The sequence below is a fragment of the Paracoccus sp. BR5-17 genome, from assembly GCF_055693925.1.
In genome coordinates this window covers 796,175-818,560 of the sequence record NZ_JBVFUV010000003.1, presented here as the reverse complement: position 1 = coordinate 818,560, position 22,386 = coordinate 796,175, and the positions used below count along the sequence as shown (strand labels likewise).

At 68.1% G+C, this 22,386-nt stretch carries 18 protein-coding genes and 2 pseudogenes; 7 read left to right on the top strand and 13 right to left on the bottom strand.

Translation table 11 applies throughout. The annotated features are described in order from the left end of the window. Nucleotides 1-7: 7 nt before the first annotated feature. Nucleotides 8-1,300: a nicotinate phosphoribosyltransferase gene (gene pncB, locus ACZ1HC_RS05435; RefSeq protein ID WP_472699075.1), complete on the bottom strand. Its 1,293-nt coding sequence runs from the start codon at nt 1,298-1,300 to the stop codon at nt 8-10. A gap of 6 nt (nt 1,301-1,306) precedes the next feature. Further along, nucleotides 1,307-1,903: a bifunctional nicotinamidase/pyrazinamidase gene (gene pncA / locus ACZ1HC_RS05430; RefSeq protein ID WP_472699074.1), complete on the bottom strand. Its 597-nt coding sequence runs from the start codon at nt 1,901-1,903 to the stop codon at nt 1,307-1,309. Between the two features lie 166 nt (nt 1,904-2,069). Here pncA and ACZ1HC_RS05425 point away from each other — a divergent pair, with 166 nt between their 5' ends. Further along, nucleotides 2,070-3,662: an SLC13 family permease gene (locus ACZ1HC_RS05425; RefSeq protein ID WP_472699073.1), complete on the top strand. Its 1,593-nt coding sequence runs from the start codon at nt 2,070-2,072 to the stop codon at nt 3,660-3,662. A gap of 41 nt (nt 3,663-3,703) precedes the next feature. After that, on the top strand, nt 3,704-4,603 hold the full coding sequence (gene trhO, locus ACZ1HC_RS05420) for an oxygen-dependent tRNA uridine(34) hydroxylase TrhO (protein WP_472699072.1): 900 nt from the start codon (nt 3,704-3,706) through the stop codon (nt 4,601-4,603). Nucleotides 4,604-4,609: 6 nt separating this feature from the next. Here trhO and ACZ1HC_RS05415 read toward each other — a convergent pair whose 3' ends face one another. The 5 genes and pseudogenes from ACZ1HC_RS05415 to ACZ1HC_RS05395 all read right to left on the bottom strand — a co-directional run bounded on the left by ACZ1HC_RS05415 (nt 4,610) and on the right by ACZ1HC_RS05395 (nt 11,052). Continuing rightward, nucleotides 4,610-6,889, bottom strand: coding sequence for an NADP-dependent malic enzyme (locus ACZ1HC_RS05415; RefSeq protein ID WP_472699071.1), 2,280 nt, complete (start codon nt 6,887-6,889; stop codon nt 4,610-4,612). Nucleotides 6,890-6,987: 98 nt separating this feature from the next. Continuing rightward, on the bottom strand, nt 6,988-7,713 hold the full coding sequence (locus tag ACZ1HC_RS05410) for a proteasome-type protease (protein ID WP_472699070.1): 726 nt from the start codon (nt 7,711-7,713) through the stop codon (nt 6,988-6,990). A gap of 102 nt (nt 7,714-7,815) precedes the next feature. Further along, on the bottom strand, nt 7,816-8,670 hold the full coding sequence (locus ACZ1HC_RS05405; RefSeq protein ID WP_472699069.1) for a transglutaminase family protein: 855 nt from the start codon (nt 8,668-8,670) through the stop codon (nt 7,816-7,818). 4 nt (nt 8,671-8,674) lie between these two features. Further along, nucleotides 8,675-9,631 carry an alpha-E domain-containing protein gene (locus ACZ1HC_RS05400; protein WP_472699068.1) on the bottom strand — a complete coding sequence of 319 codons (957 nt, stop codon included), beginning with the start codon at nt 9,629-9,631 and terminating at the stop codon, nt 8,675-8,677. 10 nt (nt 9,632-9,641) lie between these two features. Continuing rightward, nucleotides 9,642-11,052: pseudogene (locus tag ACZ1HC_RS05395) on the bottom strand (circularly permuted type 2 ATP-grasp protein). Between the two features lie 248 nt (nt 11,053-11,300). On the opposite strand from ACZ1HC_RS05395, the gene ACZ1HC_RS05390 reads away from it, so the two are divergent. Further along, nucleotides 11,301-11,627: an STAS domain-containing protein gene (locus tag ACZ1HC_RS05390; protein WP_472699067.1), complete on the top strand. Its 327-nt coding sequence runs from the start codon at nt 11,301-11,303 to the stop codon at nt 11,625-11,627. Nucleotides 11,628-11,631: 4 nt separating this feature from the next. Further along, nucleotides 11,632-12,144, top strand: coding sequence for an ATP-binding protein (locus ACZ1HC_RS05385; RefSeq protein WP_472699066.1), 513 nt, complete (start codon nt 11,632-11,634; stop codon nt 12,142-12,144). Here ACZ1HC_RS05385 and hspQ read toward each other — a convergent pair. The 6 genes from hspQ to ACZ1HC_RS05355 form a co-directional block, all read right to left on the bottom strand. Next, on the bottom strand, nt 12,117-12,455 hold the full coding sequence (gene hspQ, locus ACZ1HC_RS05380) for a heat shock protein HspQ (RefSeq protein WP_472699065.1): 339 nt from the start codon (nt 12,453-12,455) through the stop codon (nt 12,117-12,119). The two genes, ACZ1HC_RS05385 and hspQ, sit on opposite strands and share 28 nt — an antisense overlap. Before the next feature lie 519 nt (nt 12,456-12,974). Then, complete coding sequence (locus ACZ1HC_RS05375; protein ID WP_472699064.1) at nt 12,975-13,712, bottom strand: metallophosphoesterase; 738 nt, start codon at nt 13,710-13,712, stop codon at nt 12,975-12,977. Nucleotides 13,713-13,781: 69 nt separating this feature from the next. Beyond that, nucleotides 13,782-15,371 (bottom strand): phosphoglycerate dehydrogenase, encoded by a 1,590-nt coding sequence (gene serA, locus ACZ1HC_RS05370; protein WP_472699063.1) that lies wholly within the window; start codon nt 15,369-15,371, stop codon nt 13,782-13,784. A 119-nt stretch (nt 15,372-15,490) separates the two neighbouring features. Further along, nucleotides 15,491-16,639 (bottom strand): phosphoserine transaminase, encoded by a 1,149-nt coding sequence (locus tag ACZ1HC_RS05365; protein WP_472699062.1) that lies wholly within the window; start codon nt 16,637-16,639, stop codon nt 15,491-15,493. An 87-nt stretch (nt 16,640-16,726) separates the two neighbouring features. Then, nucleotides 16,727-17,380: a YggS family pyridoxal phosphate-dependent enzyme gene (locus tag ACZ1HC_RS05360; protein ID WP_472699061.1), complete on the bottom strand. Its 654-nt coding sequence runs from the start codon at nt 17,378-17,380 to the stop codon at nt 16,727-16,729. 69 nt (nt 17,381-17,449) lie between these two features. After that, nucleotides 17,450-18,535 carry a porin gene (locus ACZ1HC_RS05355; protein WP_472699060.1) on the bottom strand — a complete coding sequence of 362 codons (1,086 nt, stop codon included), beginning with the start codon at nt 18,533-18,535 and terminating at the stop codon, nt 17,450-17,452. Between the two features lie 255 nt (nt 18,536-18,790). Between ACZ1HC_RS05355 and ACZ1HC_RS05350 the strand changes: the two genes are divergently transcribed. From ACZ1HC_RS05350 to lptE, 3 genes and pseudogenes are all read left to right on the top strand, one after another. Continuing rightward, on the top strand, nt 18,791-19,267 hold the full coding sequence (locus tag ACZ1HC_RS05350; protein ID WP_472699059.1) for a DUF3576 domain-containing protein: 477 nt from the start codon (nt 18,791-18,793) through the stop codon (nt 19,265-19,267). A 99-nt stretch (nt 19,268-19,366) separates the two neighbouring features. Further along, nucleotides 19,367-21,904, top strand: a pseudogene (leuS, locus tag ACZ1HC_RS05345) (leucine--tRNA ligase). Continuing rightward, nucleotides 21,891-22,382, top strand: a complete 492-nt coding sequence (gene lptE / locus ACZ1HC_RS05340) for an LPS assembly lipoprotein LptE (RefSeq protein WP_472699058.1) — start codon at nt 21,891-21,893, stop codon at nt 22,380-22,382. The pseudogene leuS and the gene lptE overlap by 14 nt, the downstream one beginning before the upstream one ends. Nucleotides 22,383-22,386: the final 4 nt, after the last annotated feature.

Genomic DNA, 22,386 nt, shown 5'->3' with positions numbered 1-22,386 from the left:
GCGCCTCTCAGACGACAAGCTCTGTCGCCGCCTGCCGGCCCACGCCGAAGACCCGGCGGTAGCGGGCGATCTCGTCGGCGGGGCCGGTGGCCTTGGCGGGGTTGTCCGACAGCTTGACCGTGGGCCGGCCATTGGCGGAAACGGCCTTGCAGACCAGGCTGAAGGGGGCCAGCCCGTCGCCGGCCACCAGCCCGCGAAAATCGTTGGTCAGAAGCGTGCCCCAGCCGAAGCTGACCTTGACTCGGCCGTGGAACTGGTGGTGCAGCTCGACGATCTTGCCGACATCGAGCCCGTCCGAGAAGATGACCAGCTTCTGGCGCGGATCCTCGCCCCGGTCCCGCCACCAGCGGATCGCGGTTTCCGCGCCTTGGACCGGATCGCCGCTGTCGATGCGGATGCCGGTCCAGCCCGCCAGCCAGTCGGGCGCCCCCTTCAGGAAGCCCTCGGTCCCGTAGGTGTCGGGCAGGATCATGCGCAGGTTGCCGTCGTGTTCCTCGTGCCAGTCGGCCAGAACCTCGTAGGGGGCGCGGCGCAGTTCGTCGTCGGTGTCGGCCAGGGCCGCATAGACCATCGGCAGTTCATGGGCGTTGGTGCCGATCGCCTCGATGTCGCGGCGCATGGCGATCAGGCAGTTCGAGGTGCCGGTGAACCTTTCGCCCAGGCCCTCGATCATGGCCTGCACCGCCCAGTCCTGCCACAGGAAGCTGTGGCGGCGGCGCGTGCCGAAATCGGCGATGCGCAGGTCGGGCAGGCCGCGCAGCACCTCGATCTTTTCCCACAGCCGGGTCATGGCGCGGGCATAGAGCACCTGAAGCTCGAACCGCCCCAGCGTGGTCAGGACGGCGCGCGACCGCAGTTCCATGAGGATGGCAAGGGCCGGGATCTCCCACATCATCACCTCGGGCCAGGGGCCCTCGAAGGTCAGTTCGTACTGGCCGTCGCGCTTGTCCAGGCGATAGTCGGGCAGGCGCAGTCCTTCCAGAAACGTCATGAAGTCGGGGCGGAACATCTGGCGCTTGCCGTAGAAGGTGTTGCCCCGCAGCCAGGTCGATTCGCCGCGCGTCAGGGACAGGCCGCGCACGTGGTCCAGCTGTTCGCGCAACTCTCCCTCGTCGATCAGGTCGGCAAGGCGGATGGACCGGGTGCGGTTGATCAGCTGGAACCGCACCACCGTATCGGGCCGGTTGCGAAAGATCGACTGGCACATCAGAAGCTTGTAGAAGTCCGTGTCGATCAGCGACCGCACGATCGGGTCGATCTTCCATTTGTGGTTATAGACGCGGGTGGCGATGTCGACCATCGGCGCTCACTCCAGGCTGACGCCGGCGGCGCGCATCTGGGCGCGGGCGCGGTCGCGGCTGCCGTCCAGGTCGATGGCGCGGGTCGCGGATTCGATCACCCTGGCGCCGAAGCCCAGCCGCGCCGCGTCCATCGCGCTCCAGGCGACGCAGAAATCATGCGCCAGGCCCGCGAAGGTCAGGTCGGACAGCCCCCGGTCGCGCAGATAGCCCGCCAGCCCGGTGCGGGTGCGGTGGTCGTTCTCGAAGAAGGCGGAATAGCTGTCGATCGCCGGGCGGAAGCCCTTGCGGATCACCAGGTCGGCGCGGGACAGATCCAGGCCCGGGTGGAACGCCGCCCCCGCCGAGCCGATGACGCAATGGCGGGGCCACAGGACCTGCGGGCCGTAGGGCATCTGCGTCAGGCTGAACGGATCCGCGCCCGGATGGTTGTCGGCGAAGCTGGCATGATCCGCCGGGTGCCAGTCCTGGGTCAGCACCACCGCGTCGAAGCCGCGCATCAGCGCGTTGATCGGCTCGACGATGTCATCCCCGCCGGCCACCGCCAGTGCGCCGCCGGGGCAGAAATCGGTCTGCATGTCGATCACGATCAGGGCACGGGCCATGCGGCTTCCTTCCGTCGGACTGGATCATGGGTAGAAACTGCAGGCGGCACGGTCAATCCTTGACTGCGGCCCGCCCGGGATTTGGAACGACCTTCGCGCCAGAAGCGCTGTATCAGCGCGCCCGATGCGGCGACCTGCGCAACGACAGCCCAAAAGGGAGACCCTCGTGGAGCGAAATCAGCATCCTGACCATCACGACTACGACGGCGAGATCGGCGCGGGACGCGCGCCCGGACTGATCTGGGGCCTGCGGGCGCTGGGCCTGATCGTCGCGGGCCTGGTCTGGCTGCTGCTGGGCGGCGCCGAGGGGCTGACCCCCGACGCCCGCTGGGTGGCCGCCGTCGGCACGCTGATGGCGATCTGGTGGATGACCGAGGCGGTGCCGCTGCCCGCGACCTCGCTGCTGCCCATCGTGCTTATCCCCGCCCTGACCGACAGCACCGTGACCGAGGCGACGGCGCCCTATGCCAGTTCCATCGTGTTCCTGTTTCTCGGCGGCTTCCTGATCGCCATCGCGATGGAGAAATGGAACCTGCACCGCCGCATCGCGCTGCTGACGCTGCGCCGGGTGGGGGTGGCGCCGCGCCGGATCGTGCTGGGCATGATGCTGGCCACGGGGTTCCTGTCGATGTGGGTGTCCAACACCGCCACCACGCTGATGATGCTGCCCATCGGCATGTCGGTGCTGGCCCTGGTGGTGGATCGCGGATCGCGCCAGGACGGCGCCGCCGCCGCCGAGGCCATGTCCGGGGGCGGAACCATCACCGAAGTCGTGGCCGATCCCCATATCCGCGCCTTCGGCGTCTGCCTGATGCTGTCGATCGCCTGGTCTGCCTCGATCGGGGGGTTGGGCACGCTGCTGGGCAGCCCGCCCAACGCCATCGTCGCGGGCTATGCCGCCGACGAACTGGGCCGAGAGATCGGCTTTCTGGAATGGATGATCCTGGGGGTGCCGCTGTCGCTGGGCTTCATCCTGATCGCCTGGTTCCTGATGACCCGGCTTCTTTACCGCTTCGATCTGCCCGAGGTGCCGGGCGGCCGGCGGATGATCGACGACCAGATCGCCGCGCTGGGCCCGATGAGCCAGGGCGAACGCATGGTGATGTTTGTGTTTCTGGGCGCGGCCTTCCTGTGGGTCGTGCCGGGGCTGCTGGCCAGCCTCGGGCCGGTGGGCTCTGCGCTGCCTTGGCTGGGCGGCCTGGACGACACCGCCATCGCAATCGGCGCGGGGCTGTTCATGTTCATCCTGCCGGGCGACGGGCGCGGCCGCATGGTGCTGGACTGGAAGGACGCCGAGGACGGGTTGCCCTGGGGCGTGCTGCTGCTGTTCGGCGGCGGCCTCAGCCTGGCCTCGGCGGTGGCGGCGTCGGGGCTGGACAGCTGGTTCGGGCAGCAGGTCCAGGGCCTGGGCACCCTGCCCAGCGTGCTGCTGGTGGCGTCGGTGGTGACGATCGTGCTGTTCTTGACCGAGGTCACCTCGAACACCGCGACGGCCGCGACCTTCATCCCGATCCTGGGCGGGGTGGCGCTGGGCATCGGCGCCGACGCCATGAGCCTGCTGATCCCCGCGGCCTTCGCCGCCACCTGCGCCTTCATGCTGCCGGTGGGCACCCCGCCCAACGCCATCGTCTTCGGCACCGGGACCGTGACCATCGGGCAGATGGCGCGCGGCGGGATCGTGTTGAACCTGGTGGGCATCGTCCTGATCACCGGGATCTGCTACCTGCTGGGCGGCCTTGCGATGGGGCTCAGCTTCTGAACGCTTGCAGGCCGGGGCGCGGCGGGATAGAGGCCGCGCCCATGCTGACCGTCGCCGCGCTCTATCACTTCGCCCGCTTCGAGGATCCCGCCGCCCTCAGGGGCCCGCTGGCCCGGCTGGCCTGCGCCAGCGGCGTGCGGGGCACGCTGCTGCTGGCGCCCGAGGGGATCAACGGCACCATCGCCGGGACGCGCCAGGGGATCGACGCGGTTCTGGCCCATGTCCGGGCGCTGCCGGGTTGCGGCGGTCTGACGTGGAAGGAAAGCCGGGCCGCGGCGATGCCCTTCGGCAGGCTGAAGGTGCGGCTCAAGCGCGAGATCGTGACGATGGGCCAGCCCGACGTCAACCCGCACGCGGCGGTGGGCCACTATGTCGAGCCGGGCGACTGGAACGCCCTCATCACCGCGCCCGACGTGGCGGTGATCGACACCCGCAACGCCTACGAGGTCGAGATCGGCACATTCGCCGGCGCGGTCGATCCCGGCACCCGCAGCTTCCGCGAGTTTCCGGCCTGGTGGCAGGCCAACCGCGACCGCTTCGCGGGCAGGCGCGTGGCGATGTTCTGCACCGGCGGCATCCGCTGCGAGAAATCGACCAACTGGCTGCTGTCGCAGGGCGTCGATGAGGTCTTCCACCTGAAAGGCGGGATCCTGAACTATCTGGAACAGGTGCCGCCGCAGGACAGCCTGTGGCGCGGCGAATGCTTCGTCTTCGATGGCCGCGTCAGCCTGACGCACGGCCTGCGGCCCGGCCGCCACGGCCTGTGCCACGCCTGCCGCCGCCCCCTGGCCCCCGAGGATCGTGACCGGCCCGACTACGAGGAAGGCGTCAGCTGCCACCGCTGCATCGGCGAATACGACGAGGCCGACCGCGCGCGGTTCCGCGACCGTCAGCGCCAGGTCGCGCGGGGGGAACTGTTTTCCCGTGCACCCGAGGGCTGAGGGCGCCTAGCGTCCCCGGCCCAGTCCGCCGGCGGAAATGGCCGCCATGTTCAGGATGTCGCTGACCGTCGAGGTGGTGGAGCAGATCTGGATCGGTTGCGGCACGCCGGTCAGGATCGGGCCGATCACCGTCGCGCCGGCCATCTCCTGCATCAGCTTCACGCTGATCGAGGCGGAATGGCGCGCGGGCACAACCAGCACGTTCGCGGGCCCGGTCAGGCGGCTGAAGGGATAGCGCGCGGCCGATTCCATGTTCAGCGCCACGTCCACGGTCATCTCGCCCTCGTATTCGAAATCGGCGCCGCGGCGGTCCAGGACCTCGGTGGCCTTCGCCATCTTCACGGCCCGTTCGCTGACCGGGTAGCCGAAGTTCGAGAAGGACAGGAAGGCCACGCGCGGTTCCAGCCCCAGGCCGCGGGCGACCGCGGCGCCGCGGGTGGCGATGTCGGCCAGATCCTCGGGCTCGGGCCATTCGTGAACCAGCGTGTCGCCGATCAGCACGATCCGGCCCTTGTGCAGCACGGCGGTGATGCCCACCGCGCCGTCCTGCGGGCGCAGGTCGAAGACCGTGCCCAGTTGCGCCAGCACATGGGCGTTCTTGCGCGTGGCGCCCGTCACCAGCCCCTCGCCGTGGCCATGCGCCAGCATCAGCGCCGCGAACACGTGGCGGTCGCGGTTGGCCATCTTGTGCGCATCCTCGCGGTCCACGCCCTTGCGCTGCAGGCGCGCGTAAAGAAACTCGTGATAGGCGTCCAGGTGCCGGGAGTTGGCGGCATTCACCACCGTCAGTTCGCGCACCGCATCGGCCAGACCGGCGGCCTCCAGCGTCTCCTTCACATCGGCCTCGCGGCCCACCACCAGCGACTGACCCATGCCGCCGCGCTGCCAGGCCACGGCGGCGCGCAGCACGCGCGGGTCGTCGCCCTCGGCGAAGATCATGCGGGCCTGGCTCTGGCGGGCGCGGGCGTGGATGCCCTGCAGGATCGCCGCGGTCGGGTCCATGCGGTTCTTCAGCGACTGGACATAGCCCTCCATGTCGATGATCGGCCGGCGGGCGACGCCGGTATCCATGCCGGCGCGGGCGACGGCGGGCGGGATCACGTGGATCAGGCGCGGATCGAAGGGCGTGGGGATGATGTAGTCGCGGCCGAACTGCAGCTTGCGCCCGTAGGCCACCGCGACCTCGTCGGGCACGTCTTCCCGCGCCAGGGCGGCAAGCGCCTGGGCGCAGGCGATCTTCATCTCGTCGTTGATGGCGCGGGCGTGGATGTCCAGCGCGCCGCGGAACAGATAGGGGAAGCCCAGGACGTTGTTGACCTGGTTGGGATAGTCGCTGCGGCCGGTGGCCACGATGGCGTCGGGGCGGACGGCGTGGGCGTCCTCGGGGGTGATCTCGGGATCGGGGTTGGCCATGGCGAAGATCACCGGGTTGTCGGCCATGCTCTCGACCATCGCCTGCGTCACCGCGCCCTTGGCGCTGACGCCCAGGAACACGTCCGCGCCCCGCATCGCCTCCTCCAGCGTGCGGGCCTCGGTGGCGGCGGCATGGGCCGACTTCCACTGGTTCATCCCCTCGGTGCGGCCCTGGTGGATGACGCCCTTGGTGTCGGCCATGATGCAGTTGTCGTGCCGCGCGCCCATGGATTTCAGCAGCTCCAGGCAGGCGATGCCCGCCGCGCCGGCGCCGTTCAGGACGATCTTCACGTCCTCGATGCGCTTGCCCGTCAGTTCCAGCGCATTGAGAAGGCCCGCCGCGCAGATCACCGCCGTGCCGTGCTGGTCGTCATGGAACACCGGAATGTCCATGATCTCCTTCAGGCGCTGCTCGATGATGAAGCATTCCGGCGCCTTGATGTCTTCCAGGTTGATGCCGCCGAAGGTCGGGCCCATCAGGCGGACGGCGTTGATGAACTCGTCCGCGTCCTCGGTGTCCAGTTCGATGTCGATGGCGTTCACGTCGGCAAAGCGCTTGAACAGCACCGCCTTGCCCTCCATCACCGGCTTGGAGGCCAGCGCGCCCAGGTTGCCCATGCCCAGGATGGCGGTGCCGTTGGAAATCACCGCCACCATGTTGCCCTTGGTGGTATAGTCATAGGCGGTTTCGGGGCGGTCCGCGATGGCCTGCACGGGCACCGCGACGCCCGGCGAATAGGCCAGCGACAGATCCCGCTGCGTCGCCATGGGGGTCGAGGCCACCACGTCGTATTTCCCCGGCCGCGGCTCCATGTGGTAGGCCAGGGCTTCCTCGGGGGTGATCCGGGCGCTGCGGGGGGTCTTGTCGGTCATCGGCTTCTCCGGGGCTATGGCCCCCTTTAGCCCCGCCCCGACGCTGGCTCAACAGGCTTCGCCGGCCGGACGCCGCGCGGGTGCGTGCAGGCGGCGCGTCAGATGCGGACCTTGACGAAGCTGTCGCGCAGGGCGGCCGACCAGGCTTCGCTCATGCGGGCGAAATCCGCGTCGCCTTCGCGGATCCGGCGGCGATGGGTGACGGCGCAGGCGTCCCGTTCGACGACCGCCAGATCCAGCGGCATCCCGACCGACAGGTTCGATCGCAGCGTCGAATCCATCGACAGCAGGACGGCCTTTTGCGCGTCCCCCAGGCTGGTCCTGGGCGTGACAACGCGATCCAGGATCGGCTTGCCGTACTTGTGTTCGCCGATCTGCAGGAAGGGCGTGTCGTCGGTGGCCTCGATGAAGTTGCCTTCGGGATAGATCAGGAACATCCGCATGTCGCCGCCGCGCCGCTGGCCCGCCACGATCAGGCTGGCCGAGGCCTGCTGGCGCAGGTCGCGGGTCTGTTCGGCGATTTCGCGGCGGGTGCGCGACAGCGTGTCGCCGATGATCGTGGCGACCTGCAACATCGTCTGGGCCTTCATGATCGAGGTCATCTCGTCGGCCATCTCGTCATGGATGGCCTCGTTCAGGCGGGCCAGCGTCGTCTGCGTGACCGACAGCGATCCCGCCGTCATCACCACGATGGCCCGTTCGCCCGGCTCCTCGAAGAAGAACATCTTGCGGTAGCAGGCGATGTTGTCCAGCCCGGCATTGGTGCGGGTGTCTGACAGCAGCACAAGTCCGGCATCCAGTTTCAAGCCGACGCAATAGGTCATGGAAGCGTCTTTCCCGTCATGATTGCGCGGCAGGTTAAGCCGCGCGGCGGCGGGTCGCAATCCGCTGTTTCCCCGATCCCGGCGGCCCCGCGCCTTCCTGTCTCAGCCCTGGGTCTGGCCCTGGCTCTGGGCCTGGACTTGTGCCTGAAGCCGGTCCAGTTCCTCGACCTTCACCGTCACGTCCAGCGTCTCGGCCCCGTGGCCCGCGGAAATGCCCCGGATGGGCGCCGCGTCCGAGGCGTCAAGGCCCGATCCCAGCCGGATATAGCGTTCGTCGGGGCAGCAGCGGTTGGCCGGGTCGAAACCCACCCAGCCCAGCCCCTCGACATGGATTTCGGCCCAGGCATGGGCGGCCTCGTGCGCCTCGCCCTCCGCGGTGGTGTGCAGATAGCCCGAGACATAGCGTGCCGGCAGATCGCGCAGCCGGGCCACCGCGGTCAGGGCCTGGGCGTGGTCCTGGCAGACCCCTTCGCCCTGCGCCAGGGCCTCGGCGGCGGTGGTGTGGAACCCGGTCCGGCCGGGGGCATAGAGGATCGCCTCCGCGACCGCCGCCGCCAGGCGGTGCGCCAGATCCAGCGGATCCGCGACCGGGCCGACCGATGCGGCAAGCTCTCGCAGGCCCGCGTCCGGCCGGGTCTGCGCGGTGTGGCGCCCATAGGTCAGGGGGTGGATCAGTTCGCGATGGCCGCGCAGCACCCCCGCGGTGTCGCGCGTCTCGATGCAGCCGGTGACGGTGACGGTGACCTCGTTGGTCGGGCCGCGGACGGTCCAGCCTTCGATCCAGTCGCCCGCGCCGTCGCGGAAGCCGGGGCCGCGGATCCCGCCCGACACCTCGATGTCCCAGTCCTGCCGGCGCTGCCCCTCGAAGACGGATGGCGTCAGGCGCAGGCTTTGCACCAGGTTCCGCGCCGGGCGGTCATAGCGGTAGGACGTCTGGTGGAAGACGCGCAGTTTCATGGCCTCACGCCCCTCCCAGCAGGTAATCCTCGTGCACCAGCGTCGAGATGGTGCCGATCTCGCCGATGAACCAGGTCAGGAATTCGTGCAGCCCCTCGTCGAAGATCATGTCGATGTCGTGGGCCTGGAGCCGCCCCAGCACCTCGCGTGCCTTGTCGCGCGCGGTGGCGGGAACCGCCTCGCCATAGCGGCGCGCCAGCCTTTCGAGGTTCCAGAGCGTCTCGTCGAGCGAGGTGACCAGCGAGCGGGGGTTCTCGTCGTTCAGGATCAGGAAGTCGGCCACCCGGCCCGCGGTGATATCGCCGCCATAGGCCCAGTGATAGGCCCGGTGCGCCGACAGCGCGCGCAGGATCACCTGCCACTGATAGCTGTCCAGCCCCGATCCGACGAATTCGATCCGCGGCAGCAGCACGTAATACTTGACGTCCAGCAGCCGCGCGGTGGCGTCCGCCCGTTCCAGGCCATAGCCCAGGTTCATGAAGTGCCAGCCGTCGTTGCGAAGCTGGGTGGCGTTGATGGCGCCCCGGACGGTCGAGGTGTGGCTGGTTGTCACCTCGGTCAGCGTGGGGATGTGGATGGTGTCGCGGGGCGTCTTCTCGATGCGGCGCAGATCCTGATAGGCCATGTTCAGCGCGTCCCAGACTTGGCTGGTCAGGGCCGTGCGGACGATGCGGCCGGCCTCGCGCGCCTTCTCGACGCAGGACATGACCGAGGACGGGTTCTGGCGGTCGAAGAAGATGAACTCCTCGATGGTCTCCTGGCTGATCTCGCCGTATTTCTCGGAAAACAGCGTGGCCGTTCCCGAGGCCTGCAGCAGCGAGTTCCATTCGTTCTGATAGCCCGAGGCGGTGTTGGGCAGAAGCGTGATCCGCTGGCCCACGTCCAGCAGGCGGGCGGCGGTCTCGGCGCGTTCCAGGTGGCGGCCCATCCAGAACAGGTTGGCGGCGGTGCGGCTGAGCATCTGCGTCCCCCTATTCCGACAGGACCCAGGTATCCTTGACGCCCCCGCCCTGCGACGAGTTCACGACAAGGCTGCCTTCGCGCAGCGCCACCCGCGTCAGCCCGCCCGGCACAAGCTCGATCCGGTCGCCGCACAGGCAGTAGGGGCGCAGATCCACATGGCGGGGCGCCAGGCCCTCCTCGACGAAGGTGGGGCAGGTGGACAGGGCCAGCGTCGGCTGGGCGATATAGTTGCCCGGATCGGCCTCGATCTTGGCGCGGAAGGCCTCGATCTCGTCGCGGGTGGCCTTGGGCCCCACCAGCATCCCGTAGCCGCCCGATCCGTGGACCTCCTTTACCACCAAGTCGGGCAGGTTCTCCATCACGTAGCGATAGTCGTCGTCCTTCCACAGCGTCCAGGTCTGGACGTTCTGCAGCAGCGGCTCCTCGCCCAGATAGAAGCGGACCATCTCGGGGACGAAGGTGTAGATCGCCTTGTCGTCGGCCACGCCCGCGCCGGGCGCCGAACAGATGGACACCCCGCCCGAGCGATAGACGTCCATCAGCCCCGGCACCCCCAGAAGCGAGATCGGGCCGGAAGCACAGCGGATCCAGGAACGGATCGTCGATCCGGCGATAGATCACATCGACCCGCTTCGGACCCTGCGTCGTGCGCATGAAGACGAATTCCCCGTCCACGAACAGGTCGGCGCCCTCGACCAGCTCCATCCCCATCAGGTTGGCCAGGAAGCTGTGTTCGTAATAGGCGCTGTTGAAATGGCCGGGCGTCAGGATCACGCAGGTGGGCCGGCCCTCGCATTTCGCGGGCGCCAGGGATTCCAGAGTGCGCCGCAGAAGCTGGGGATACTGGTCCACCGGCTCGATCCGGTTGCCGCGGAACAGGCCCGGAAACATCCGCATCATGATTTCCCGGTTCTCCAGCATGTAGCTGACGCCCGAGGGCGTGCGGCAGTTGTCCTCCAGCACGTAGAACTGATCCTTGGCGGTGCGCACCAGGTCGATGCCGATGATGTGGGAATAGACCCCGCGCGGCGGCACCACGCCGACCACCGCCTTCTCGTAGGCGTCGTTCTGATAGACCAGCCGGGCCGGGATGCGGCCGGCGCGCACGATCTCGGCCCGGCCATAGACATCGCGCAGGAACGCGTTCAGCGCCCGGGCGCGCTGCTTGATGCCGCGTTCGAGGCGGCGCCACTCGGCCTGCTCGAAGACGCGGGGCATCATGTCGAAGGGAATCAGCCGGTCCGGGTCGCCCCCCTCGCCATAGACGGCGAAGGTGATGCCGATGCGGCGGAACAGGGCCTCGGCCTCGGCCTGCTTCATCTGCCGGAAATCGGCGGGCATGGTCTCGACCCATTGGCTGAGGCGCGCATAGGGCTCGCGGACCTGCGATCCTTCGAACATCTCGTTGTAATAGGTCATCCATCCACCCGCTGACACCGGACCCTTCGCGGGCCTTCTTCCTTCGATGATCGAAGACGGTTTTCGCCAAGTCCACAGGGGAAATGGCGCAGCCTGCGCGAAAGTTCCGCAGGCCGCGCAGGGTCCTTCGGCAGGTACGGGGCGGGCGCCTGGGCTGCCGTCTTTGCAGGCAGGGCGCAAGCCGCGGCGCTTACCGGATCGTAACCTTTTCGCCCTAATGTCGGTCCCTGGAAGCGCAGAGGATCGACATGCCCAAACTGATCGTCAACGAAACGGAAGCCAATCTGACCGTCACCGTCGAGGAACCGCGCATCGACGCCGCCATCGCCACCCGGTTCAAGGACCACCTGCGCGAGATCGTGCTGCGCATCCGCAAGCCCGTCCGGCTGGACATGCGCTGCGTGGACTTCATGGACAGTTCGGGCCTTGGCGCCATGATCGCGGTCCGCAAGGCCCTGCCCGAAAGCCTGCCGCTGGTGCTGGACGGGCTGACCCCCAACGTCGAACGCGTCTTCCGGCTGACGCGGATGGACAGCGTCTTCGAGATTCGCCCGGCCACCACCCCACAGGAGTAGCTTCATGAGTTCCACCGAACGGCAGAACGCCGGCTCGATCCCGCGCCACGTTTCCCGGACGCGGCCGATGTTTCACCGTGTCCTGATGGCCGATCCCTTCGAGGTGCGCCAGGCGCTCTCGGATCTGCGCCTGCGCTTTGCCCCGGCCGTCAGCCCCGACACCATGGGCCGGCTGGAACTGGTCCTGGCCGAGGTGATGAACAACGTCGCCGAACACGCCGCCGACGTCGAGGCCGCAGCCGCCGGGCCGCGCTCGATGCATCTGTGCGTGGTCATGCACGACACGGGCCTGTCCTGCGCGATCACCGACGACGGGGGAATGCTGCCGCCCGACTGCCTGCTGCCCCGGACCCTGCCGGCGCTGGATCCGCTGGACCTGCCCGAAGGCGGCTTCGGCTGGTGCCTGATCCAGGGGCTGACGCAGGCCCTGTGCTATTACCGCGAGGAACAGCGCAACTGCCTGGCCTTCACCATCCCCTATCAGCCGCCTCAGTTCATCGGGCCCATCAGCGGATAGCGCCCATCCTCGAAATCGCCGAACATCTCGAAGACCTCGGGGTGTTCCAGAGGCTCGCCCGAATGGTCGGGCACCAGGTTCTGCTCCGAGACATAGGCGACGTAATAGGTCGCCTCGGTTTCGGCATAGAGGTGGTAGAAGGGCTGGTCCTTGGCCGGACGCACATCCTCGGGGATGGAGTCGTACCATTCCTGGGTATTGGCAAAGACGGGATCGACGTCGAAGATCACCCCGCGGAACGGCCGGTTGCGGTGGCGCACCACCTGTCCCAGTCCATATTTGGCGATGCGATGTTGTCCTTGCATGGGCATAGATCTTCCATAGGCTTCACGGCCGGTCTGATGGGCGTTCTAGCGCCTCGGACCGATTTTGTCCACCGGATCGCCAGCATTTGCACGATTCCCCGGGCGCCGCAGCCACAGGACCGGCATTGATCGGCCTGCAAAAGCCGCCCGGACGATCCCCCCGGCGTGCCATGCGGGGCCTCCCCGTCCCGGCCGATCCTGCGGATCCCGGGCGGCACCCAGCCCGCAGGCCGGCACCATCTTTCGGGCGGCCGGAAGGTCTTGACCGACAGCGGCTTGAAAAGAAGCGCCCGCCGGGTACAAAAAAAGGCGTCTTGCGGGAAACCGGCTGCGCCGGGCGCATCGACCGGCAGGGTCCCCAAGGCAGGGTCGGCCGGCCGCCTGAGGGCGACGGGCGGGCCGGAGCATCCGAATCCCCCTGCCAGCAAGTCTCGGGCGGCATGGGCGGATCAACGCCCTTGCCGGCCGGACCAGGGACATTGCCAACCGGGGCCAAGCCGAAGCGAATCAGCGGGGCAGGCGCCGTCAGCCGCCTCGGGAACTTTCTGGCTCTAGCGGAACGCGGCCGTCGTCGGTCAGCAGATGCACCGCCCCAGGCTCGATCACCACCGCGCAGAGCGGCCGCCCATAGGCGGCGCCGCCATCGACGTTCAGGCGGTTGCCGTAATGGGTGGCGGTCTGGATGGCGGTATGGCCGTGGACGACCAGCGGGCCGTGATCCGCCCGGCTGTCCAGAAAGCCCTGGCGGATCCAGACCAGATCCTCCTCGGTCTGCGCCTGCAGATCGACCTCGGGGCGGATGCCGGCATGAACCACAAGGGCCAGCGGATGCAGGAAATACAGCGGCAGCGACGCCAGATAGGTCACATGATCCGCCGGCACCGCGCGCTTGGCCTGGGCCAGCATCGCCGCGGGCGGCAGTGCGGGATCGACGCCATAGGACCGCAGCGTTTCCGGGGCGCCCAGACTGGAATGCAGCGTCCAGTGCAGTCTCGAACCCAGGCCGGGATCCACCCATTCGGGTTGCAGGACGTATTGCGGCAGGAAGCGGTCGTGATTGCCCCGCGTGACGATCCAGCGCCGTCCCAGGGCCTGCCCCCGCATCAGATGATCGACGACGCCGCGGGAATCCGGCCCCCGGTCGATCAGGTCGCCTACATGGGCGATGGTCGCGTCCCGGCCGCCGTCGCGGAAGATGCGCTCATGGGCGGCCTTCAGCTGGTCCAGATGCCCGTGAACATCGCCAATCACGTAAAGCCGCATCGCCGCCTCCGCTGCTTCGTCCGGCAGGACGTGCCCCGCCCCCTTGCCTAAGGGCGCGGGGCGGGATCGTCAAACCTCGAACTCCAGCCGGCGGGCCTGGAGGAACTTGCCGGTCTTCTGCAAGCTGGCCAGGGCCTCGTCGCTGATCGGCTCGTCCAGATACAGGATCGCGATGGCGTCGTTGCCCTGGGTGGACCGTCCCAGCGTGAAGTTCGCGATGTTCACGCCCAGATCGCCCAGCGTCATGCCCAGCGCCCCGATCACCCCCGGCACGTCCTTGTTGCGCGTATAGAGCATGTGCCGCCCGACCTCGGCATCGATGTTGATGCCGCGGATCTGGATGAAGCGCGGCTTGCCGTCGCTGAAGACGGTGCCCGCGATCGACCGTTCGCGAGTGTCGGTGACGACGGTCAGCTTGATGTAGCCCTCGAAGACGCCGGCCTTGTCCTGCGTGGTGGTGGCAACCTGCACGCCGCGCTCCTTGGCGATGACGGGGGCCGAGACCATGTTCACGTCCGGGTTGGTGGCCTTCATCACGCCGGCGATGACCGCCGCGTTCAGCGCGTTCAGGTTCATGGTCGCAGCAAGGCCGTCGTAAAGGACGTTGATGGCCTTGATCGGCTCGTCGGTCATCTGGCCCACGAAGGCCCCCAGATGGCCCGCCAGCCTGATCCAGGGCCCCATGACGGCGGCTTCCTCGGCCGTGACCGAGGGCATGTTCAGCGCGTTCTGCACCGCCCCCGTCAGCAGGTAATCCGACATCTGCTCAGCCACCTGCAGGGCCACGTTTTCCTGCGCCTCGGTGGTGGATGCGCCCAGATGCGGGGTCACCACCACGTTGGGAAGGTTGAACAGCGGGCTGTCGGTCGCCGGCTCCACGGCGAAGACGTCGAAGGCCGCGCCGGCAACCCGGCCCTCCTTCAGCGCTTCGGCCAGGGCCTCCTCGTCCACCAGCCCGCCCCGGGCGCAGTTGATGATGCGCACGCCCGGCTTCAGCCTGGCGATCGCCTCGCGCGAGAGGATGTTCCTGGTCTTCTCGGTCAGGGGCACGTGCAGGGTGATGAAGTCGGACCTTGCCAGCAGCTCGTCCAGTTCGACCTTGGTGGCGCCGATCTCCCTTGCGCGCTCGGGCGACAGGAAGGGGTCGTAGGCCAGCACCTTCATGTGCAGGCCCAGCGCCCGGTCGATGACGATCGAGCCGATGTTGCCGGCGCCGATCACGCCCAGGGTCTTGTTGAACAGCTCGACCCCCATGAAGCGGTTCTTCTCCCACTTTCCGGCATGGGTCGAGGCGCTGGCCTCGGGCAGTTGGCGGGCGACGGCGAACATCATGGCGATGGCGTGTTCGGCGGTGGTGACGCTGTTGCCGAAGGGCGTGTTCATCACGATCACGCCCTTCTTCGAGGCCGCCGGGATGTCCACGTTGTCCACGCCGATCCCCGCCCGGCCGATCACCCGCAGATTGCTGGCGCGCTCCAGCAGCTTTTCGGTCACCTTCGTCGCCGACCGGATCGCCAGGCCGTCGTATTGTCCGATCACCTCGGCCAGCTTGTCCTTGTCCTTGCCCAGGTCGGGCAGGTAATCGACCTCGACCCCGCGATCGCGAAAGATCTGGACGGCGGTTTCCGACAGCTTGTCGGACACGAGAACCTTCGGCATGTCAGCTCATCCTTCTGTGCGGCACCCATCACCCCGGGGCGCTGTTCATCTTCTGTGGGGAAATATCCTGCAGGGGGTCCGGGGGACGCAAAGTCCCCCGGCGCGGCCGGGCCGGGCGCTCAGCCCTGCGCGGCCAGCTCGGCGCGGTAGGCCCATTCGATCCAGGGCATCAGCGCCGCGACATCGCCGGTCTCGACCGTCGAGCCGCACCAGATCCGCAGCCCCGGCGGCGCGTCGCGATAGGCGCCGGCATCCAGGGCCACGCCTTCCTTCTCCAGCCGCCTGGCGACGGCCTTGGCGAAGGCCGCGCCGTCCCTGATGGCGGGATCGGTGAAGCGCAGGCAGACGCTGGTGTTGGACGCCGTCGCCGGATCCTCGGCCAGATCGGCGATCCAGTCCTTGTCCGCGATGAAGTCGCGCACCGCGGCGGCGTTGGCATCGGCGCGCGCGGTCAGCGCCGGAAGGCCGCCCAGGCCCTTCGCCCATTTCAGGGCGACCAGGTAATCCTCGACCGCCAGCATCGACGGCGTGTTGATCGTCTCGCCCTGGAAGATCCCCTCGATCAGCTTGCCGCCCTTGGTCAGGCGGAAGATCTTGGGCAGCGGCCAAGCGGGGGTATGGGTTTCCAGACGCTCGACGGCGCGCGGCGACAGGATCAGCATCCCGTGCGCGCCTTCGCCGCCCAGCACCTTCTGCCAGCTGAAGGTCACCACATCCAGCTTGTCGAAGGGCAGGTCCATGGCGAAGGCCGCGCTTGTCGCGTCGCAGATGGTCAGGCCCGCGCGATCCGCCGGGATCGCATCGCCGTTGGGGACGCGCACGCCGCTGGTGGTGCCGTTCCAGGTAAAGACCACGTCCCTGTCGAAATCCACCTGCGCGAAGTCCACGATCCGGCCGTAATCCGCCTTGCGGATGGTCGCATCCAGCTTCAGCTGCTTCACGGCATCCGTGACCCAGCCCTCGCCGAAGCTTTCCCAGGCCAGCATCTCGACCGGGCGGGCGCCCAGCAGCGACCACATCGCCATCTCGACCGCACCGGTGTCCGAACCGGGAACGATGCCGATGCGATAGTCGGCGGGGACCTGCAGAACCTCGCGCGTCAGGTCGATCGCCTCGGCCAGCCTGGCCTTGCCGACGGCGGCGCGGTGCGAACGGCCCAGAGGAGCGTCCGCCAGCAGGTCCAGACTGTAATGGGGGATCTTGGCGCAGGGGCCAGAGGAAAAGCGCGGGTTTGCCGGGCGCGCCACCGGAGTGGTCAGGTCTTTCATGCTAGCCTTCCAGCTAAAAAGCCCTTCGTTGGGGAAGGGTGTCCCGCCGCCGGGAATACGCGGGACCAAGGCGTTCCGCAAGAGGAATCAGCCGTGGTCGCGCGCCCCGAAGATGGCCGAGCCGACGCGCACATGGGTCGCACCCTCGGCGATCGCCGTCTCGAAATCCGCGCTCATGCCCATCGACAGATCCGGCAGGCCGTGGTCCTGCGCCAGCCTGCGCAGCAGGCGGAAATGGGGCAGGGGGTCCTGACCCTCGGGCGGGATGCACATCAGGCCCTGCGGCGACAGGCCCAGATCGCGGCAGGACGACAGGAAGACCGGCAGTTCGTCGGCCAGGATCCCCGCCTTCTGCGGCTCGTCCCCGGTGTTGACCTGGATGAACAGCCGCGGGCTGCGCCCCTGCTGGGCGATCTGCTGGGCCAGCTTGCGCGCCAGCGTCATGCGGTCCAGCGTGTGGATGGCGTCGAACAGGTCGACCGCGGCCCTGGCCTTGTTGGACTGCAGCGGGCCGATCATGTGCAGCTCGATCCCGGGCCAGCGGGCGCGCCAGCCGGGCCACTTGCCTTGGGCTTCCTGGACGTAGTTCTCGCCGAAGACGCGGTGCCCGGCCTGCAGCGCGCCGGTCACGCGGCTTTCGGGCTGCACCTTGCTGACGGCGATCAGCGTGACGCTGCCGGGCGCCCGGCCGGCCCGTTCCTCGGCCGCGGCGATGCGGCGCCTGATGTCATCCAGTCCCATGAGGCGACAAGACAAAAGAAAAGAGCGGGCGCAAGGCCCGCTCCTCAGTTTGACTGCCGATCCAGAGGATCAGAAGTCGAAGCGCACGCCCATGTCGGCGGTCACGCGCTCTTGGTAGTCGCGCTGGATCGAGGCGCCCAGACGGGCACCGCCCAGGTCGTAGTTGACGCCGATACCGAACGAGTTGTCGGTTTCCTTCTGCGTCCAGTCGCCGCTGTTGTTGGCGATGTAGGCTTCGATGTTGGTCAGGCCGTCGGCCAGGGTATAGTCGCCATAAAGCGTGACGGTGTTGCCGAGGTCATCGAGGAGGAAAGGCTCGGGCGAGTTGCCGCTGATGCCGGTGATGCTGCCGGCTTCGCCGTTGTCGTACCAGTTCAGGCCGATGCGGGCGTTTTCCATGACGGCGTAGCGGGCACCGACGAAGTAGACGTCATGATCCTCGACCCCGCCGCCGTTAATGGCAAGACCGGCCGACAGTTCCAGACGCTCTTGCCAGGTATAGTCGATGACCAGCGAGAACTCTTCCTCGACGTTCTGCTCGACGAAGGCGCCTTCGCCGTCCTCGCCCGCATCCGGATCGAAGATGATGGAGTCTTCGCGGAAGCCGGTCTGATCGGGGTCGATATAGGATACGCCGATCTTCAGGGTGTCCAGCGTGTAGACCGCATAGACGCCCACCCGGTCGTCATCTTCATAGGGTCCGGTCACATAGGCGAAGTAGGACCCGAGGGCGTTGCCGCCAACCGAACGGTCGAAGGCGCCGAGTTCCGAGGCATAGATGAGTTTGGAGGTATCGATCGCGCCTTCGACGTTACCAACCTCGACCGTCAGGCCGCTGGAGGTGACATACAGCTTGCCGGCGTTCAGTTCGGCCTGGTCGCCGCGCGAGTTGCTGTTCTGGTCCCACTGGATGCGGAAGCGGGCGCCGAAGTCCACGCCCTGATCGGTCGAGGTCGCGGCGTCGATGTTCATCCGCAGGCGCGAGATCACCTGGGTTTCTTCCCCCTCGATCCCCAGAACCGGGTCGAAGCCGGTCAGGATGCCGTCTTCGTAGTACTGCACACCCGTCCGGCCATAGCCGGAAATCGTCACGTCGGCGGCGGCGACGCCGGCTGTCAGAACCAGTGCGGTGGAGGCGATAAGAGCCTTTTTCATGTCAAGTTCCCTCTTGTCTCTCTGATGCCCAAACCGGCATTACCGCCTTGGGTATGCTGTTTGTTTCCCCCGTCCGCCCTCACGATGCAACGGAATCGCATGGGCCCCGCAGCCACGGCGGAATCTGTGATGCACAAGGGCCACACCTTTGCGTGAACGGCGGGAACCGCAAGTTTCGCCGGGCCGGGCAAGGCGCTTGTGGCGCGGGGCCGATCCGGGCTAAAGCTTCGCCAACGCGAAAGAACGGGGGACCGCATGAAAACCGCACCAGCCGCGCGCCTGATTGTCGCCGCCACGCTTTGCGCCGGACTGGCTGCCTGCGGCGGCCGCGGCGGCCCGAATGCCGGCCCGCAGGAAAGCGCCGACATGCGCCCCGAGGTGCGGGGCACGACGATCTGGGATGCCCTGAACGGGTCCGAGGACCCCAATACCGCGGTCGGCGTGAACAAGTATCTGTGGAACGCCAGCCTCGAGGTGCTGAACTTCCTGCCGGTGCAGACGGTCGATCCCTTCACCGGGGTGATCCAGACCGGTTACGGAACGCCGCCGGGCGGCGGACGGTCCTATCGCGCCACCATCAAGATCGCCGATCCGGCGCTGGACGCGCGCAGCCTCAAGCTGTCGCTGCAGGGCCCCGGCGGGACGGCGGTCGAGCCCGGCACCGTGCGGGCGGTCGAGGACGCGATCCTGACCCGCGCGCGGCAGTTGCGGATCCAGGACGGGCGCCTGTAGGCGGCGCCCGCAGGGCGGGTCCGCGGGGCGGCGCCCACTGGACCTGCCGGGGGGCGGGTATAAACCCGGCTGCGACGAACGACGCCAAAGGTCCGCACGATGCCCTATGATCCCTCCAGCAGCGAATCCCGTTGGCAGAAGGCCTGGGCCGAGGCCGGCAGCTTCACCGCCCGGCGCGACGACCGCCCCAAGTATTACGTGCTCGAGATGTTCCCCTATCCCTCGGGGCGCATCCACATGGGCCATGTGCGCAACTACACGATGGGCGACGTGGTGGCGCGGTTCAAGCGCGCCCAGGGCTTCAGCGTGCTGCACCCGATGGGGTGGGACGCCTTCGGGATGCCTGCGGAAAACGCCGCGATGGAACAGGGCGGCCATCCCCGCGACTGGACCTATGCCAACATCGCCACCATGCGCGAGCAGCTGAAGCCCCTGGGCCTGTCGATCGACTGGAGCCGCGAGTTCGCGACCTGCGACGACGACTACGTCCACCAGCAGCAGGCGATGTTCCTGGACATGCTGGCGGCCGGCCTCATCACCCGCAAGTCCGCGCAGGTGAACTGGGATCCGGTGGACATGACGGTGCTGGCCAACGAACAGGTCATCGACGGCAAGGGGCTGGCGGTCGGGCGCCCCGGTGGAACGGCGGGAACTGACGCAGTGGTTCTTCCGCATCTCGGACTACTCCGAGGAACTGCTTTCGGCGCTGGACGGGCTGACCGGCTGGCCCGACAAGGTGCGGCTGATGCAGGCCAACTGGATCGGCAAGTCGCGCGGCCTGCAGTTGCGGTTCCGGACGGTGAACGCCCCCGAGGGCTTCGAGGCGATCGAGGTCTATACCACCCGCCCCGACACGCTGATGGGGGCGTCCTTCGTGGCGCTGTCGCCCGACCACCCTCTGGTCAGGGATCTGGCCGCCGCCGATCCCCGCGTCGCCTCCTTCGTCGAGGACTGCCGCCGCATCGGCACCACCGAGGAGGCCATCGAGACCGCGCCCAAGCTGGGCCTCGATACCGGCCTGACGGTGCGGCATCCGCTGGACCCCGACTGGCACCTGCCGATCTGGATCGCCAATTTCGTGCTGATGGATTACGGCACCGGGGCGATCTTCGGCAGCCCCGCGCATGACGAACGCGACCACGAATTCGCCACGAAATACGGGCTGCCGATCCGCGCCACCTTCGGCCAGCGCGGCATGACGCCGGACCAGGCCGACGCGATGGTTGCACAGGCACCCTACGTTCCGCCGAAATCCGAGACCGTCACCTATGTGCGCGGCTTCAGCGGCGCGGCCGAACAGACCGGAGAGGCCGCGGTCGCCGCCGCCATCGCCCATGCCGAGGCCAACGGCTATGGCGAGGGCGTGACCAAGTTCCGCCTGCGCGACTGGGGCATCTCGCGCCAGCGCTATTGGGGCTGTCCGATCCCGGTGCTTCATTGCGACGCCTGCGGCACGGTTCCCGAGGCCAAGGAGAACCTGCCGGTCCTGCTGCCGCAGGACGTGACCTTCGACGCGCCCGGCAACCCGCTGGACCGCCACCCGACCTGGCGTCAGGCGCGCTGCCCGCGCTGCGGGGGCGCGGCGCTGCGCGAGACGGACACGATGGACACCTTCGTGGATTCGTCCTGGTATTACGCGCGCTTCACCAGCCCCCATGCGCAGACACCCACCGACCGGGCGGATGCGGATTACTGGATGAACGTGGACCAGTATATCGGCGGCATCGAACACGCGATCCTGCACCTGCTGTATTCCCGGTTCTTCGCCCGCGCCATGGTCAGGACCGGTCACCTGCCGGAAAGCGCCAGGGAACCCTTCGACGCGCTGTTCACGCAGGGCATGGTGACGCACGAGATCTACATGACCCGCGACGACCGGGGCCGCCCGGTCTATCACCTGCCCGAGGACGTGACCGACGGCAGGCTGGCGGACGGCACGCCGGTCGAGGTGATCCCCTCGGCCAAGATGTCGAAGTCCAAGAAGAACGTCGTCGATCCCGTCAACATCGTCGCCAGCTTCGGCGCCGACACCGCCCGCTGGTTCATGCTGTCCGACAGCCCGCCCGAACGCGACGTGGAATGGACCTCGGCCGGGGCCGAGGCCGCCAACAAGTTCCTGGCCCGTGTTTGGCGCCTGGCCGACGAGGCGGGAGAGGGGGACGAGGATCCCAACCTGACCCGCGCGGCGCACCGTGCCATCGCCGAGGTGACGAGGGCCATCGAGGGCTTCGCCTTCAACAAGGCCGTCGCCAGGATCTATGAACTGGCGAACGCCCTGGGCAAGTCCGGCGCCGGGGGCGAGAGCCGCCGCGCCGTCCTGCGGATCATGGCGCAGCTGATGGGCCCGATGGTGCCGCACCTGGCCGAGGATGTCTGGGCCATGGCGGGGGGCAGGGCCTGCTGGTCGATGCGCCCTGGCCCAAGGCGGATCCCGCGCTGCTGGAGGACGACACGGTGACGCTGCCCATCCAGATCAACGGCAAGCGCCGGACCGAGATCCGCGTCACCCGGGACATGCCCAGCGACCAGATCGAGGCGATGGTGCTGGCCGACGAGACCGTGCAGCGCTTCCTGGAAGGCGCAGTGCCCAGGAAGCTGATCGTGGTGCCGGGGCGGATCGTCAATGTGGTCGCCTGACCGCCAGGGCCGGCGCGCCGTGCTGCTGGCGCTGCTGGCCCTTGCAGGCTGCGGGCTGACGCCGGTCTATGGCCCGGGCGGCGCGGGCCGGCGGCTGTTCGGCAAGGTCCGCCCGCGCGATCCCCAGACCTATCAGGATTTCGCCTTCAACCGCCGCCTGGCCGAGCGTCTGGGCGGCGAGGGGTCGCAATACGATCTGGATTACCGCATCACCGTGGGGGTCGTCCCGCAGGCGATCACCCGGGACGAGGTGACCAACCGCTATTCGCTGAACGGCACCGCCGATTTCGCGCTGACCGACCGGACGGGGCGGGTTCTGGCGCAGGGCCGGGTCAGCAACTTCACCTCGTATTCCACGACCGGCACCACTATCGCCACCCTGACGGCCGAAGGCGATGCGCGCACCCGTCTGGCCGAGATGCTGGCCGATCAGGTCGTCACGCGGCTGCTGGCGGCGTCGGTGCACCTGCCCGGATGACCGG

Excerpts from the sequence above, each read along its gene's own strand:
- pncB (WP_472699075.1), bottom strand. The coding sequence starts at position 1,300 with ATGGTCGACATCGCCACCCGCGTCTATAACCACAAATGGAAGATCGAC.
- pncA (WP_472699074.1), bottom strand. The coding sequence starts at position 1,903 with ATGGCCCGTGCCCTGATCGTGATCGACATGCAGACCGATTTCTGCCCC.
- trhO (WP_472699072.1), top strand. The coding sequence starts at position 3,704 with ATGCTGACCGTCGCCGCGCTCTATCACTTCGCCCGCTTCGAGGATCCC.
- ACZ1HC_RS05415 (WP_472699071.1), bottom strand. The coding sequence starts at position 6,889 with ATGACCGACAAGACCCCCCGCAGCGCCCGGATCACCCCCGAGGAAGCC.
- ACZ1HC_RS05410 (WP_472699070.1), bottom strand. The coding sequence starts at position 7,713 with ATGACCTATTGCGTCGGCTTGAAACTGGATGCCGGACTTGTGCTGCTG.
- ACZ1HC_RS05405 (WP_472699069.1), bottom strand. The coding sequence starts at position 8,670 with ATGAAACTGCGCGTCTTCCACCAGACGTCCTACCGCTATGACCGCCCG.
- ACZ1HC_RS05400 (WP_472699068.1), bottom strand. The coding sequence starts at position 9,631 with ATGCTCAGCCGCACCGCCGCCAACCTGTTCTGGATGGGCCGCCACCTG.
- ACZ1HC_RS05390 (WP_472699067.1), top strand. The coding sequence starts at position 11,301 with ATGCCCAAACTGATCGTCAACGAAACGGAAGCCAATCTGACCGTCACC.
- ACZ1HC_RS05385 (WP_472699066.1), top strand. The coding sequence starts at position 11,632 with ATGAGTTCCACCGAACGGCAGAACGCCGGCTCGATCCCGCGCCACGTT.
- hspQ (WP_472699065.1), bottom strand. The coding sequence starts at position 12,455 with ATGCCCATGCAAGGACAACATCGCATCGCCAAATATGGACTGGGACAG.
- ACZ1HC_RS05375 (WP_472699064.1), bottom strand. The coding sequence starts at position 13,712 with ATGCGGCTTTACGTGATTGGCGATGTTCACGGGCATCTGGACCAGCTG.
- serA (WP_472699063.1), bottom strand. The coding sequence starts at position 15,371 with ATGCCGAAGGTTCTCGTGTCCGACAAGCTGTCGGAAACCGCCGTCCAG.
- ACZ1HC_RS05365 (WP_472699062.1), bottom strand. The coding sequence starts at position 16,639 with ATGAAAGACCTGACCACTCCGGTGGCGCGCCCGGCAAACCCGCGCTTT.
- ACZ1HC_RS05360 (WP_472699061.1), bottom strand. The coding sequence starts at position 17,380 with ATGGGACTGGATGACATCAGGCGCCGCATCGCCGCGGCCGAGGAACGG.
- ACZ1HC_RS05355 (WP_472699060.1), bottom strand. The coding sequence starts at position 18,535 with ATGAAAAAGGCTCTTATCGCCTCCACCGCACTGGTTCTGACAGCCGGC.
- ACZ1HC_RS05350 (WP_472699059.1), top strand. The coding sequence starts at position 18,791 with ATGAAAACCGCACCAGCCGCGCGCCTGATTGTCGCCGCCACGCTTTGC.
- lptE (WP_472699058.1), top strand. The coding sequence starts at position 21,891 with ATGTGGTCGCCTGACCGCCAGGGCCGGCGCGCCGTGCTGCTGGCGCTG.